12 protein-coding genes are annotated in these 14,640 nt (G+C 72.5%); 6 read left to right on the plus strand and 6 right to left on the minus strand.

Features of this window, described 5'->3' with window-relative positions:
- Positions 1–139 precede the first annotated feature (139 nt).
- Positions 140–739, plus strand: a complete 600-nt coding sequence (locus IAG42_RS22560; protein ID WP_188338768.1) for a histidine phosphatase family protein — start codon at positions 140–142, stop codon at positions 737–739.
- A 175-nt stretch (positions 740–914) separates the two neighbouring features.
- Here the strand turns inward: IAG42_RS22560 and IAG42_RS22565 are convergent, their stop codons facing one another.
- On the minus strand, positions 915–2,411 hold the full coding sequence (locus IAG42_RS22565; protein ID WP_188338769.1) for a tetratricopeptide repeat protein: 1,497 nt from the start codon (positions 2,409–2,411) through the stop codon (positions 915–917).
- Between the two features lie 260 nt (positions 2,412–2,671).
- Here IAG42_RS22565 and IAG42_RS22570 point away from each other — a divergent pair, with 260 nt between their 5' ends.
- Together IAG42_RS22570 and IAG42_RS22575 are read left to right on the plus strand one after the other, a co-directional pair.
- Entirely contained in the window at positions 2,672–3,073 is a 402-nt protein-coding gene (locus IAG42_RS22570; RefSeq protein WP_188341552.1) for a hypothetical protein, read from the plus strand.
- An 853-nt stretch (positions 3,074–3,926) separates the two neighbouring features.
- Positions 3,927–4,820, plus strand: coding sequence for a spermidine synthase (locus tag IAG42_RS22575; RefSeq protein ID WP_188338770.1), 894 nt, complete (start codon positions 3,927–3,929; stop codon positions 4,818–4,820).
- Between the two features lie 25 nt (positions 4,821–4,845).
- Here the strand turns inward: IAG42_RS22575 and IAG42_RS22580 are convergent, their stop codons facing one another.
- The gene (locus tag IAG42_RS22580; protein ID WP_188341553.1) at positions 4,846–5,382 is read right to left on the minus strand and encodes a hypothetical protein; all 537 of its coding nucleotides are present in this window, start codon (positions 5,380–5,382) and stop codon (positions 4,846–4,848) included.
- A gap of 179 nt (positions 5,383–5,561) precedes the next feature.
- Here IAG42_RS22580 and IAG42_RS22585 point away from each other — a divergent pair, with 179 nt between their 5' ends.
- The 3 genes from IAG42_RS22585 to IAG42_RS22595 all read left to right on the plus strand — a co-directional run bounded on the left by IAG42_RS22585 (position 5,562) and on the right by IAG42_RS22595 (position 9,261).
- Complete coding sequence (locus IAG42_RS22585; protein ID WP_188338771.1) at positions 5,562–6,266, plus strand: response regulator transcription factor; 705 nt, start codon at positions 5,562–5,564, stop codon at positions 6,264–6,266.
- Entirely contained in the window at positions 6,263–7,657 is a 1,395-nt protein-coding gene (locus IAG42_RS22590; protein WP_188338772.1) for a sensor histidine kinase, read from the plus strand. The genes IAG42_RS22585 and IAG42_RS22590 overlap by 4 nt, the downstream gene beginning before the upstream one ends.
- Positions 7,658–7,773: 116 nt before the next feature.
- On the plus strand, positions 7,774–9,261 hold the full coding sequence (locus IAG42_RS22595; RefSeq protein WP_188338773.1) for a glycoside hydrolase family 18 protein: 1,488 nt from the start codon (positions 7,774–7,776) through the stop codon (positions 9,259–9,261).
- Between the two features lie 119 nt (positions 9,262–9,380).
- Here the strand turns inward: IAG42_RS22595 and IAG42_RS22600 are convergent, their stop codons facing one another.
- The 4 genes from IAG42_RS22600 to IAG42_RS22615 form a co-directional block, all read right to left on the minus strand.
- A complete protein-coding gene (locus IAG42_RS22600; protein WP_188338774.1) occupies positions 9,381–10,841 on the minus strand; it encodes a GH1 family beta-glucosidase in 1,461 nt (486 codons plus the stop codon).
- Positions 10,842–11,104: 263 nt separating this feature from the next.
- On the minus strand, positions 11,105–12,031 hold the full coding sequence (locus IAG42_RS22605) for a carbohydrate ABC transporter permease (RefSeq protein ID WP_188338775.1): 927 nt from the start codon (positions 12,029–12,031) through the stop codon (positions 11,105–11,107).
- Positions 12,028–13,068, minus strand: a complete 1,041-nt coding sequence (locus IAG42_RS22610; RefSeq protein WP_188338776.1) for a carbohydrate ABC transporter permease — start codon at positions 13,066–13,068, stop codon at positions 12,028–12,030. Before IAG42_RS22610 ends, IAG42_RS22605 begins: the two co-directional genes overlap by 4 nt.
- Positions 13,065–14,396, minus strand: a complete 1,332-nt coding sequence (locus tag IAG42_RS22615) for an ABC transporter substrate-binding protein (protein ID WP_188338777.1) — start codon at positions 14,394–14,396, stop codon at positions 13,065–13,067. The genes IAG42_RS22610 and IAG42_RS22615 overlap by 4 nt, the downstream gene beginning before the upstream one ends.
- Positions 14,397–14,640: the final 244 nt, after the last annotated feature.

Here is a 14,640-nt window from a genome sequence, read left to right on the forward strand (position 1 = left end):
ATGAGGTCCTTGGTGGGTGACCTCTGACCCTCGTAGACGCGGAGATCGCCGGCCGGGTTGCCCGGCGGGCGGACCGCGCCGAGGTTGCGCGATGATGAACGGGTCCCTCCTGAACTGTTGAACTGCGAAAGGTCCCCGCATGGCACCGCGCATCCTGCTGGCCCGGCACGGACAGACGGAATGGTCCCTGTCCGGACGGCACACCGGCAGGACGGACATCCCGCTCCTGGAGGAGGGCCGGCGCGGCGCGAAGCTGCTCGGCGAGCGACTGCACCGCCCGCCCTACGACGGGCTGCCCGGCGTCGAGGTGCGAACCTCGCCGCTCGTGCGGGCGAGCGAGACGTGCGCGCTGGCCGGGTTCGGGGAGCGGGCCACCGCGTGGGACGCGCTCATGGAGTGGGACTACGGGGCGTACGAAGGTCTGACCCCCGCCCAGATCCAGGAGCTGCGGCCCGGCTGGTTCATCTGGCGCGACGGTGTGCCCGACGGGGAGACGCTCTCGGAGGTCTCGGCGCGGGCGGACGAGGTCGTCGCCTGGGCCCGTTCCGCGGACCGGGACGTGCTGGTGTTCGCCCACGGACACATCCTGCGGTCGATCGGGGCGCGCTGGCTGGGCCTGCCGATCGATTTCGCGGCGCGGATCCGGCTGAACCCGACGTCCCTGTCCGTACTGGGCTGGGCGTACGGGGATCCGGCGATCGAGTCCTGGAACGAGACGGGGCACCTGGCGGTGGGCTGAGCGGGGGCGCCTTCTCGTCTGCGGGGTTGCTCGCCGCGGGCGGGTGACGCGTACGTCGTGGCTGGTCGCGCAGTTCCCCGCGCCCCTAGAGGCGAGCGGCTTCGCCGCTCAGCCTCTAGGGGCGCGGGGAACTGCGCGACCAGCCCCCACCGGCCCGCACTCGGCGACGCGAGGTTCAGACCCGGGTCGTGGTCCGGGCCTCCAGGAACGCCGCCACACTCGCATCCCGCTGGTGCGGCAGCAGAACCCGCGCGGTCGTCGCCAGCATCGCCTCGATCCGCGACGACCGCACGTCCCGCAGCAGCGCCAACGCCCGCGCCCCCGCGGCCGCCGCCTCGTCCGGCCGCCCCGCCCGCGCGAGATCGTCCGCCATCTCCGCCGTGTACAGCGCGATGTTCCGCGTGAAGTGAGGATCCTGCAAAGCGACCGACCGCCGCGCGTGCCGGGCCGCCCGCACCCAGTCACCCAGTGCCGACCAGCACTGCGACTCGAGCCCCTCCAGCTCCGCCTCGCCGTAGAACGACATCCACTCCGGATCCGCCTCCGTCGTGCCCCGCGCGAACAACGCCTGCGCCCGCGCCAGCGACCGCTCGCAGGCCCGCCGGTCACCGAGCCCCGCCCAGCCCCCGGCCTCCCGCAGCGCGAGCAGCGACAGCAGCCGCGGCGAACCCAGGTGCGCCGCGATCCGGGCCGCCGCCTGCGCCGCCCGTACGGCCTCGCGTGGGCGGCCCGCGTCCCGCGCCAGGAACGCCGTGTTGCAGAACGCGTGCGCCTCCAGCGCCTCGTCCCCGGCCATCCGCGCGGTGGCCAGCGCCTCCGCGTAGTGCGAGCGGGCGTCGTCGAAGCGGCCCGAGTCGTGGGCCAACCAGCCGACGGAGATCGCCAGTTCACCGGCGCCCGCCTGGAGCCGCTGGATGTCCTCCGGTGGCGCCGCGCCCGCGTCCAGCAGTTCGAACGCGGTGCGCAGCGGCGCCGCCGCCCGCTGGTACAGCCCGTCGGCGCCGTGCCGGTCGTCCAGCAGCCGGATCCGGCGGATCGCTTCTTCCACGGCGCCGACACCCGCCTTCGCGGGATGCCGCTCCAGTGGGGCGTCCTGCGCCGCGGCGCCGAGCGGGACGCCGAAAGGCGTCAGGGCGGCCACCGCGACGGTGGCCGTCGAGCCGGTCATGCCGGTCATGAATGCGCGACGCCGCACGTCGCTCTCCTCGTGGTGCGTGTACGCGTGGTGCGTGTACTCGTGTGGTGGGTCTGTTTCTTCGCGTGGTGGGTGGACGTGTTCTTCGCGTGGTGCGGGTACGGGCACGGGTGCGGACGCGGCTGTGCCTGTGGCTGTGGGGTCGTGCCGGGTCGCGGGTCCGTCCGCGAGCGGGCGCACCGCCCGGCCCCGGACCGCCGAACGCGGGGCGAACCCCAGGTCCGCCAGCGTCCGGCCCGGGAACAGGTGCAGGAACACCCGCTCGTACGCGTAGTTGGGGCAGCGGATCTCGCCCGCCTCCACGCGTCCGATGTAGCGCGCGTCGCAGCTGACCCGCTCGCCGATCTCGCGCGCCGCGCGGCGCACCGCGGCCGCGAACTCGCCCGGGGAGCGCTGACCGCGCAGTTCCCGGAAGGCGAGATTCGGCCGCGGGGTCTGCGGCGCCGGGGCGTTCGAGAGATACGGCGACGAGCTCATGAGAGGGTCCTCCCGTGCGAACCGTGCCGGGCACCGCGGGAGTTGCCTCCCTCGTCCCGGCGAGGCTCGAAGGTACCGTCCGTCACGACGGCGACACGCAGTGTTTGGCTACAAACCGGATATCTCACCCGAGATCTGCCATGAACTGCCATCCTTTGCGGCGGCACGGCGCCGTAGCCGTTGACGCGGCCGCGCGTTGAACCATGCGGCGAAATCCCCACGAACCAGGAGGGGCCGAGGTGTTGGACGCGGCACAGCCCATGACGTCGACGGCGCGGCACAGGCCGGCCGAGGAGCACAGCGAGCGGCCGCCCGGGGGCTGCGACCTGGTCACGGTTCCGGCCCGGCAGGGCCTGGAGGCCGTCGACATCCTGCGGCGCGGCTGCGCGGAGACCGTCGGGCCCGTGCTGCACGACGGGGGCTGCGGCACGCTCGGCTTCCTCGTCCCGCCCGGCACCGCGGACGGCTGGGACGTGCCCGGCAGCGCCTGTACGCAGACGGCGGGGCGCGGGGCGGTTCTCGTACCGCCCGCCGACGACGGCACGGACTGGCTCCTCCCGCCGGAGAACGAGGCCTCCGAGCTGACGACCGACCCGGCGGTCCTGAGGGCGGCCCTCGACGAGGCGGCCCGCCTGATCGAGGCGGCCGACAACTGCCGCTGAATCCCTGCCGGGAGAGCGAGTGACGCTTGCCGTCCCTCAGGGACCCCCGGGTGCGGGTTGCCACCCGGCCCACACCGGTACGGCGCCCAGCCTCGGACCGCGCAGCACTCCATCCGCACCTGGGTTCGGGCCGCTCTGGCCCCACCACCGCTTGCCTTTGGCCCGCCCCTCTCTCCCGCCTGGGACATTCAGCCCGGCACCCGGCCTCGGGCACGGCGCAGCGCTTCAGCCCTGGACGCGCGTGCCCTTGGCCCCAGCCTGGGTGTGGCGCTCCACGCGCACCCAGGTTCGGGTCGCTCTGGCCTCGGCCCCTTGCCTTCGGCCCGCCCCTCTCTCCCACCCACCCGCCCCCTCCGGGGGCGTTCGGCCCGGCGCCTGGCCTCGGGGCAGGTCCCCTCCCTCAAGGACCGTTCCTGTCGCCCGGCCCGGGCGACATCGCACCGCGGGGTGCGCGTTCCAGTCGTCCTTGCCTCGGGGCAGCACCCCAGCTCCGGGTGCGGCTCCCCCTAGCCTTGGGCAGTCTGCCGCCTGGGGCGGCACGGGTGGGCAAGGCGGCACCCCGGCGCCGAGTGCGCGATCGTCGGGCCTCAGCTGCGGCGCCGCCGGCGCACGGGCCGTCCCCTAGCCGCCGCACCCGGCATCACTCGACGCAGAGCCGAAGCCACCCCCTCCCGCCCGTCTCGCCGCCGGCCCCGCCCCCGGCACCGAGAGCCGAAGCCACCCCCCGCCCGCCTCGCCACCGGCGCCGCCCCCCGCCCCCCCCAGGGAGCCCCTCCCCGGGCTGCCGTCCTGCCCGGCGCCGGAGGTGGGTGGCTGTCGCGCCGACCCGGGCCGCCCGGCGGATAATGGGCGAATGGCCAGGTCGCGTGGGAAGCAGCAGGGGAGCAGGAGTGGTGGCGGGGGAGGGCGAGGGGCCCGGGAGTCCGTGGTGGAGAGTGTCGACGGGGGGCTCGCCGAGCTGATACCCGACCGGGACCGGCCCGCCGGCTGGACCCTGCTCCTGGACGGCGCCCCGCAGTCGCACGTCGACCTGGACGACCCCGCCCACCTCTCCTTCGAGTACCAGCGCCGCATCGGCCACGTCATCGACCTGGCCGCCGACCCGGGCCGCCCGGTCCAGGCCGTGCACCTGGGCGGCGGCGCCTTCACCCTGGCCCGTTACGTCGCCGCGACCCGGCCCCGCTCCACGCAGCAGGTCGTGGAGCGCGACGGTCCCCTCGTCCAACTGGTGCGTACGGCCCTGCCGTTGGATCCCGGCGCCCGGATTCGCGTACGGACCGCCGACGCCCGTGAGGCCCTCGCCAAGCTGCCCGACGACTGGGCCGACGTACTGGTCGCGGACGTGTTCAGCGGGGCCCGCACCCCCGCCCACCTCACCAGTACGGAGTTCCTGACCGAGGTGCGGCGCGTGCTGCGGCCCTCCGGTACCTTCGTCGCCAACCTCGCCGACGGCCCGCCGCTGGCCCATCTGCGCGGGCAGATCGCCACCGCCGCGGCCGTCTTCCCCGAACTGGCCCTGGTCGCCGACCCGACGGTGCTCCGGGGCAAGCGCTTCGGGAACGCGGTGCTGGTCGCGTCCGCGCTGCCGCTGCCGGTCGCCGAGCTGACCCGGCGGGCGGCGGGCGACCCGCACCCGGGGCGGGTCGAGCACGGGCGGAGTCTGCTCGACTTCGCGGGCGGCGCGCCGGCGGTGACGGACACCTCGGCCAAGGCGTCGCCGGCCCCGCCCGCCTCCGTGTTCCGGTAGCGGCGGGCCCGGCTCCCGCTCCGTCTCAGTACGTCGCGATCTCGACCGACGGCGCGTGGTCGTGCCATGTGCAGAACACCGACACCCGGTCCGCGCCGGACGTGAACTCGACCCGGATCCAGGTGGTCTGCTTCCACACCTGCACCGACCACCCCGCCCCGGGCGTCGCCGACACCAGCGTCGCCGACCGCTCGCCCAGGTCGAACACGGCCCGGCCGCCGGCCGTCTCGTAACTCTTCACGTTCCCGGTGCTCCCCGAGTTCGCGGGCGGCACCGACCGGCTGGGCTTCGGCGAGACGGTGGACGGCTTCGGCGTCGGCCGACCGGACTTCCCGGCAGCGGAGGACGAGGACGCGGAACGGGACGGTGCCGGGCCCGGGCGGTGCGTGGAGGAGGAGACCGGAGGGGCCGACTCCGAGGCGACGGCACCGACGACGGGGAGCGCCCGCGGCGGGTCGTACACCGTGCCGGCCATCACCGTGTGCACGCCCCACCAGGACAGGGTCACCGCGGCGCCCGTCGCGAGCAGCCAGGCCACCGAGTGCACGAGCCCCCGCCGCACGGCGCGCGACTCCCCGGGCGGGTCCTGGGCGTGCGCCGGGGCGGGCGGCGGAGGCGGGTTCGTCGGCATCGCGGGCCATACTGCACCACACCCGCCACCCCTGTCCCGCGCCCCGGAGCCCGCCCCCAGGGACGACCGGCATCGCCCGTACGGAGTACGGATGGCGTACGGTGCCGCCCATGGCAAGTGTGCTCGTGGTCGAGGACGACCAGTTCGTGCGCTCGGCCCTCATCCGGCATCTGACCGACGCCGCCCACACGGTGCGCAGCGTCGGCACGGCCCTGGAGGCGCTGCGCGAGGTCGCCCATCACCGCTTCGACGTCGTGATCCTCGACCTCGGCCTGCCCGACCTGGACGGCGCCGAGGCGCTCAAGATGCTGCGCGGCATCACCGACGTACCGGTCATCATCGCCACGGCCCGCGACGACGAGTCCGAGATCGTCCGGCTGCTCAACGACGGGGCGGACGACTACCTCACCAAGCCGTTCTCGCCCGAGCACCTGTCCGCGCGGATGGCCGCCGTGCTGCGCCGGGCCCGCGGCAGCGCCCACGCCGAGCCGCCCTCGCGGGTCATCCGGGTGGGCGGCCTGTCCGTCGACCCGCTGCGCCGCCAGGCCGAGCTGGACGGCGCCCGCCTCGACCTGACCCGCCGCGAGTTCGACCTGCTCGCCTTCCTCGCGGGCCGGCCCGGCGTCGTCGTCCCCCGCAAGGAACTGCTCGCCGAGGTGTGGCAGCAGTCGTACGGCGACGACCAGACCATCGACGTCCATCTGTCGTGGCTGCGCCGCAAGCTGGGCGAGACGGCGGCCCGGCCGCGCTATCTGCACACGCTGCGCGGTGTCGGCGTGAAGCTCGAACCCCCGGCCGCGGACTCCGCCCCGTGAGGTGGGCGCTGGTCCGGGTGTGCCTGGCCGTGACCACCATGGTCGTCGTCGCGTTCGCCGTGCCGCTCGGGCTCGTCATCAAGGAGATGGCGCGCGACCGGGCGTTCTCGAACGCGGAGCGCACCGCCGCCGCGATGGGCACCACCCTCTCCATCACCACCGACCGCGACCAGCTGGTCCGTGCCCTCGCCACCGCGCAGACCGGCGGCGGGGACCGTATGTCGGTGTATGTCCCGGCGGGCGGCGGCAACCCGGAGATCCGGCTCGGCCGGCTGCGCGTGGACACGGACCGGCTCGCGGACATCCGGCAGGCCCGCACGGCCGGCGTGCCCGGCGGCTCGGTCTGGCTCCAGCCGATCGCCGTGAGCACCGGCAAGATCGCCGTCGTCGAGGTCTACGTGCCCCAGGGCGAGGTCACCAACGGCGTGACGACCGCCTGGGTCGTCCTCGCGGGCGTCGGCATCGCCCTGATCATCGGGTCCGTGGCCGTCGCCGACCGGCTCGGCGTACGCATGGTGCGGCCCGCGCAGCGACTCGTCGGCGCCGCCCACGACCTCGGCGAGGGCCGGCTCGGGGCGCGGGTGCCCGAGGACGGTCCGACCGAACTGCGACTCGCCGCCGTCGCGTTCAACTCCATGGCCGACCAGGTCGTCCAGCTCCTCGCCAACGAGCGCGAGCTGGCCGCCGACCTGTCCCACCGCCTGCGCACGCCGCTGACCGTGCTCCGGCTCAACGCGGCCTCGCTCGGCGACGGGCCCGCCGCCGAGCAGACCCGGGTCGCCGTCGAGCAGTTGGAGCGCGAGGTGGACACCATCATCCGTACGGCCCGCGACGCCAAGCCGCAGACCGCCGCGGCCGGGCCCGGCGCCGGCTGCGACGCCGCCGAGGTGATCCGCGAGCGCATGGACTTCTGGTCGGCGCTGGCCGAGGACGAGGGCCGCAAGGTGCGTGTCGCGGGCGTCGAGCGGCCCGTACGGATCCCCGTGGCGCGCGGCGAGCTGGCCGCGGCGATGGACGCGCTGCTCGGCAACGTCTTCCGGCACACCCCCGAGGGCACCGCGTTCGCCGTCGACGTGCACAGCGGGGAGGACGCCGTGATCGTGCTCGTGTCGGACGCGGGTCCCGGAATCGCCGACCCGGAGGCCGCGATGGCGCGCGGCGCGGGCTCGGGCAGCGACGGGTCGACCGGGCTCGGCCTGGACATCGTGCGCCGGCTCGCCGAGGCGACCGGCGGCGACGTACGTATCGGCGCGTCCGTGCTCGGCGGGACCGAGGTGCGTATCTGGGTGCAGACCGGACGGCCGGGTGCGGTGCCGCGCCGACGCGGACATCGAGGCCGGGAACGTAAAGGATTGGTCTCTACCTTTAACCGGTCCCGATCCCTCCCTTAAGCCAACTTTAAGATCCTCAACGCCGTTCCCTGTTGCCCGAATTGAGCGATTCCGCATCGCTAGCGTGCTGCCGCGTCACCACAACCCCCCTCCCGTACAGGTAAGGCAGGCACGCCATGAGCAGCACGCACCGGCGCAGGATCAGCGGCAGGAACAAGGCGATAGGCGGCGTCGTCGCCGCGGCCGTCGTGGGCGGCGGCGCGTTCCTCTTCGCCTCCAGCGCGTCCGCGGCCTCCGTGGGCGCCGCCTTCACCAAGACCAGCAGCTGGGAAGGCGGTTACACCGGCCAGTACGTCATCACCAACAGCACGGACCAGGCCCAGGCCGACTGGACGCTGGAGTTCGACCTGCCCTCCGGCACCAGGCTCGGCTCGCTGTGGAACGCCGAGTCGACCGTCTCCGGACAGCACGTCACCGTGAAGCCCGCCGCCTGGGACAAGGGCGGGCTCGCCGCCGGCAAGTCCGTCACCGTCGGCTTCGTCGTGTCCGGCGACGCGGCCCCGAAGTCCTGCCTCATCAACGACGCCACGTGCTCCGTGGACGGCGGGGCCACGCCCGAGCCGTCCGGCCGCCCCACCGGCTCCGCGACGCCGAGCAGCCCGGCCCCGAGCGCCTCCACCTCCTCGCCCGCCTCGCCCTCCGCGTCCACGTCCACGCCGCCGAGCCCGTCCCCGTCCACCTCGGCGCCGGACTCCGGTTCCGGCTCGGCCGCGAGCGCCGGATTCGCGCCGTACGTGGACACCTCGCTGTACCCGAAGTTCGACCTGGTGGCCTCGTCCAAGGCGACCGGCGTCAAGGAGTACAACCTCGCATTCATCACCTCCGGCGGCTCCTGCGTCCCGAAGTGGGGCGGCGTGACCGACCTCGGCAGCGACGAGGTCGCCGCCCAGATCGGCTCCCTGCGCGCGGCGGGCGGTGACGTCCGCGTCTCCTTCGGCGGCGCCTCCGGCACCGAACTCGCCCTCGCCTGCTCCTCGTCCGGCGACCTGGCCGCCGCGTACCAGAAGGTCATCGACCAGTTCAAGCTCACCAAGGTCGACTTCGACATCGAGGGCGGCGCCCTGCCCGACACCGCGGCCAACACCGAGCGGGCCCAGGCCATCGCGACGCTCCAGAAGAAGAACCCGGAGCTGAACGTCTCCTTCACGCTGCCCGTCATGCCCGAGGGCCTCACCTCGGACGGCGTGAACTTCCTGAAGAACGCCAAGTCCAACGGCGTGCGCACCGACCTCGTCAACATCATGGCGATGGACTACGGGGCCTCGTACAGCGGCGACATGGGCACCTACGCCGAGCAGGCGGCGACCGCCACGCAGGCGCAGATCAAGACGGCGCTCGGACTGTCCGACGCGGCCGCCTGGAAGGCCGTCGCGGTCACCCCGATGATCGGCGTCAACGACGTGAACACCGAGATCTTCAAGGTCGAGGACGCCGGCCAGCTCGTCTCCTTCGCCAAGTCCAAGGGTCTGGGCGGCCTGTCGATGTGGTCGGCGACCCGCGACAAGCAGTGCGCGGGCGGCGCCAAGAACTCCGCGGACCCGACCTGCAGCTCGATCGAGCAGGGCGCGAACGCCTTCCAGAAGGCGTTCGCCGCCTTCAACTGACGACCGCCCTGCCTACTGAGCCATTGCCCTACGGGGGACGAGCCCCGGCCGGAGAGCCCCCCCACCCGGCCGGGGCTCACGCCTGTCCGCTCCCGTGCTCCCCCTTGCCTCCTCGGGGATCAGTCGTCGAGCGCGGGCAGGACACCGGCGCGGGCGACCCGGGAGTACCAGCCGGCGCTGGACTTGGGGATGCGGTCCTGCGTCGCGTAGTCGACGTAGACCGCGCCGAAGCGCTTGCTGTACCCGTACGCCCACTCGAAGTTGTCGAGCAGCGACCAGAGGAAGTAGCCGCGGACGTCGGCCCCCCGGCGGACGGCCTCGTGGACGGCGGAGAGGTGGGCGTGGAGGTAGCGGATGCGGTCGGGGTCGTGGACGTGGCCGTCGGCGTCGACGGTGTCCTCGTAGGCCGCTCCGTTCTCTGTCACGTAGAGCGGAACCCCGGGGGCCTGAGCGGTGTACTCAAGGAGAAGGTCCGTGAGGCCGGTCGGATCCACCGACCAGTTCATCGCGGTCAGTTCACCGGGCGCCCGATGGAAGACGACGTCGTCGGAGCCCGGCCAGGGGGAGTGGTCACTGGCGCCGTGACCGTCGAGCCTGGCGTTGTCGCCGTCCTGGTCACCGCGGGGGCCGGAGACGACGGCGGGTGTGTAGTAGTTGATGCCGATGAAGTCGAGGGGGTGGTGGATGGAGGCGAGATCCGCGTCCTGCACGAAGGACCAGTCCGTCACGCGCGCGGTGTCGGTGATCAGGTCCTGCGGGTAGGCGCCCTCGAGCAGCGGCCCGGTGAAGACGCGATTCGCGAGCGCGTCGATCCGGCGCCGGGCGTCGAGGTCGGCGGGGGAGTCGGTGAGGGACCGGACCACGCTCGGGTTGAGGCTGATCCCGATGCCCGCGCGGGCCGGCAGGACCGAGCGCAGTGCCGAGGTGGCGAGCCCGTGCCCGAGGTTGAGGTGGTGGGCGGCGCGCAGCGCGGCGGCGGGATCGGTGCGGCCCGGGGCGTGCACACCCGAGCCGTAGCCCAGGAACGCGCTGCACCAGGGCTCGTTGAGCGTCACCCAGCGCTCGACGCGGTCCCCGAGCGCCTCGCCGACCAGCCCGGCGTACTCCGCGAACCGGTACGCGGTGTCGCGCTCGGGCCAGCCGCCGGCGTTCTCCAGCTCCTGGGGCAGGTCCCAGTGGTACAGGGTCGCCATGGGGGTGATCCCGTGGGCGAGGAGCTCGTCCACGAGGGCACGGTAGAAGTCGAGCCCGCGCTGCACGGCGGGCCCGCGCCCGGTGGGCTGCACGCGCGGCCACGCCACCGAGAAGCGGTATGCGGTCAGGCCGAGGTCGGCCATGAGCCGTACGTCGTCCCGCCACCGGTGGTAGTGGTCCACGGCGACGTCCCCCGTGTCCCCGCCCAGCACCTTCCCCGGCGTGTGGCTGAACGTGTCCCAGATCGAGGGTGTCCGCCCGTCCTCCCGGACGGCCCCCTCGATCTGATACGCGGCGGTGGCGGACCCCCAGAGGAACGATTCGGGAAAACGGGTGTGGGGGGCGGGAGTGGTGGTGGTCCGGGTGTTGTGATCAGTGGTCGTCATAAGGGAGCGCTCCCATAGGGATTGAGGGTGTTCTGGGGGTGGGGGCGGATGTCGTCGTAGGGGGTGGGTCGCCGGGCGCCGGCCTCATCGGGGGCTGACGCATCGGGGAAATGCGACCCGAAGGGTCTGCATTTCAGGGGCGCGGGGCTGTATCGATGTGCGGCTCCGCCGCGTGGGCGCGAGAAGCCCCACCGGTCGGCAGCCGGGCAGCCGGCCGCAGCCCGCCACGGCGGGACCGGCTCCCGCCCCAGCGGAGCTCAAGGTCACCCCTTGATCGCGCCCTGCATGATCCCGCCCACGATCTGCTTGCCGAACAGCAGGAACGCCAGCAGCAGCGGCAGCGTCCCGAGCAGCGCCCCGGCCATGATCACGGAGTCGTCCGGGATGTAGCCCGTACCCAACTGGTTCAGCGCGACCTGCACCGTCGGGTTCTCGGAGTTGAGCGCGATGATCGGCCAGAGGAAGTCGTTCCAGGCCATGACGAACGTGAGCAGCCCGAGCACCGCCATGGCCGGCCGCGCCGCGGGAAAGACGACGTGCCAGACGACCCGGAGACTGCTCGCGCCGTCGACCCGCGCGGCTTCGATGAGTTCGCTGGGCAGCGCCTGCACGAGGTACTGCCGCATGAAGAACGTGCCGAAGGCGCTGACGAGGGTGGGGAGGATGACGGTCTGGAGGTGGTTGGCCCAGCCGAGGTCCGTCATCCACAGGTACAGCGGCACCACGGCGAGCTGCGGCGGCACCATCATCGTGCCGATGGTGAGCAGCAGGAGCGTGGTCGAGAAGCGGAAGCGGAGCTTGGCGAAGGCGAAGCCGGCGAGGGTGGAGAAGAGCACCGTGCCGACGGTGATCATCGAGGAGACGAAGATCGAGTTGAGCATCGCCGTGCCCAGACCGGCCTGGTCCCAGGCGGTCTCCAGGTTCTTGAAGAGGTTCCCGCCGAACCAGAAGGGCGGCGGGGTCTGCGCGAGCCGGGTGTTGGTGCGGGAGGCGGCGATGGCCGTCCACACCAGCGGCGCGAGGGAGACCAGGGCGAAGAGGACGAGGACGGTGTAGGTGAGCGGGCCGGCGTGGAGTTGCTTGCCCGCGCCCATGACCCGTCGGCGCGGGGCCCGCGCGGCCGGGCCGGGAGCGCCGGCGCGCTCCTTCTCGGCCCCCGCCCGAGGGGGCGTCACGTCACTGATGGTCATCGGGAGGACCTCTTCAGGCGTCGGGAGATCAGCAGGTTGAGCGCGGCGACGACCAGGAGGATCAGGAACATCGACCAGGCGATGGCGGAGGCCTTGCCCAGGTTCCCGACCATCCAGCCCTGGTCGTACATGTACAGGCCGAGCGTCTGGTACTGGTGCTCGGAGCCGCCCTTGGTGCCGCTGACCCCGCCGAAGAGCAGGGGTTCGGCGAAGAGCTGGGTGGCGCCGATCGTGGAGACGACGACCGTGAAGAGGATGGTCGGGCGCAGCATGGGGATGGTGACGTGGCGGAACTGCTGCCAGCGTCCGGCGCCGTCGAGCGCCGCCGACTCGTACAGGTCGGTGGGGATGGCCTGCATCGCGGCGAGGTAGATCAGCGCGTTGTAGCCGGTCCAGCGCCAGACGACGATGGAGGAGACCGCCGCCTGCGAACCCCAGCCTGACTCGCGCCAGTTGACGGGGTCGAGGCCGACGAGGTCCAGCGCCCAGTTGACCATGCCGCTCTCCGGTGCGAAGAGCAGCACGAAGACGAGCGTCGCCGCCGCGGCCGAGGTGGCGTACGGGGTGAGCATGACGACGCGCCAGACGGTGGAGCCGCGCAGCCGGTAGTTGAGCATGTGCGCGAGCCAGAGCGCGGCGGCCAGCTGCGGCACGGTCGACAGGAGGCCGATGGTGAAGGTGTTCTTCAGGGCGTTCCAGAAGAACTCCGAGGAGAACAGGTTCCGGTAGTTGTCCAGGCCGGCCCAGGTCTGCTGGTCCAGTGCGGACAGCTGCACGTGGTGCAGCGAGTACCAGGCGGTGTAGAGGAGCGGCACCAGGGAGAAGGCGCCGAAGACGATGAAGAAGGGGGCGATGAACGCGTACGGCGACGCTTTCATGTCCCAGCGGTACAGCCGGCGGCGCCACGCGGAGGTGCCGCCGTTCTTCCGGGGTGCCGTACCGCGACCGTGAGCGTCCCGCGCCGCGCCCGGCTGGTCACCGGGCGCGGCGTCGGCGCTCGACGCGGACCGCGCGAGAGCCTGGTCGGAGCCGTTCACTGGCCGAGCACATCCTTGACCTCCTTGGTGGCGGCCTCCCAGCCCTGCGCGGGCGACTTGCCCTTCTGTTCCACCTGGAGGATGCCGGTGTCGGTGATCGCCGTGTTGATCGGCTGGTCCTTCACGCCGAAGACCTGGACGGGGATGGTCTTCGCCGAGTCGGAGAAGGTCTGGGTCAGCGGGGCGTCGGAGAAGAACTTCGTGGTCGCGGCCTGCGGTTCGAGGGAGCCGTAGGCGCTCGGCGTGGACGGGAAGCTGGCCTGCTTGCCGAAGACCTTGGCCTGCTGCTCGGGCGCGGTCAGCCACTTGGCCAGGGCGATGGCTTCCTTCTGGTGCTTGCTCGCCTTCGGCACGCCGATGAAGGAGCCGCCCCAGTTGGCGGCGGTCGGGGCGGCCGCCACGTCCCACTTGCCCTCGGCGCTCTTGCCGGACTTCTCCTGGATGTAGCCGAGCATCCAGGCGGGGCAGGCGACGGTGGCGAACTTGGCGTTGGCGAAGCCCTGGTCCCACGGCTTGTCGAACTGCTTCAGCTTGGCCGACATGTCGCTCGTGGCGACCTCCATGGCCGCGTTCCAGGACGCCTTCACGCCGCTGGACTTGTCCCAGATGACGTTGCCGTCCTTGTCGTAGTAGCGCTCCTTCTCGCCGCCCAGCGCCGCGTTGTAGACGGAGGACGCCGAGTCGACGAACTTCGTGCCGTCGGGGGCCTTCTTCATGTACTGCTTGCCGACGTCGACGTACTTGTTCCAGTCGCCCTTCCACATGGCGCCGAGCTTCGTGCGGTCGGTCTCCAGGCCGGCCTTCTCGAAGAGGTCCTTGCGGTAGCAGATCGCCATCGGGCCGATGTCGGTGCCGAGCCCGATGAGCTTGCCGTCCTTGGTGGTGGCCTGCGCGTTCTTCCAGTCCAGCCACTGGGAGGCGTCGACCTCCTTGCCGAGGTCGACGAACCGGTCGCCCTGCGTCTGGACGGCCTCGGTGATGTTGCCGATCTCGATCGCCTGGATGTCGTCGGTGCCGGATCCGGCCTGGAGCCGGGTCAGGGTCTTGGGCCAGTAGACGTCGGTCCGGGTGGTGACGTTCTCCTTGATGGTGATGTCCGGGTGCAGCTTCATGTACTCGTCGTACAGACCGGCCTGCTTGTAGCCGAAGACGCCGAAGGTGCCGATGGTGACGGTCGTGCCGCCCTTGCCGCCGGCGCCTCCGCCCGAACCCCCGCCGGAGCCGCCGTCGTCCGCGTCGGTCGCGCATCCGGCCAGCAGCCCTGTGGCCAGGGCGGCGACGACCGCGAGGGTCGTCGCGCGTCGGGACGTACGGGCAGTCGTGCGCATTGCGTCCTCCAAGATGCTCAGGTTCACGTGCTCAAGTGCTCTGACGTGCCGATCCCGGCCGGTTGCCCCTCAGCATGCGGTGCCGGTGCTCTCGCGGCGTGGCACCCGGGCGGAGAATGTGCGGCTCTTGTACGCGACCGGTGGTGTGGGAGCGCTCCCACAAGTGATGTGTTGAAGGTTCGCGCTCCGGCCACGGGGTGTCAAGAGACTGTGCAGCACGACGTTCGCGCGGTTATCGGGCTGT

Source organism: Streptomyces xanthii (assembly GCF_014621695.1).
Lineage (GTDB): Bacteria > Actinomycetota > Actinomycetes > Streptomycetales > Streptomycetaceae > Streptomyces > Streptomyces xanthii.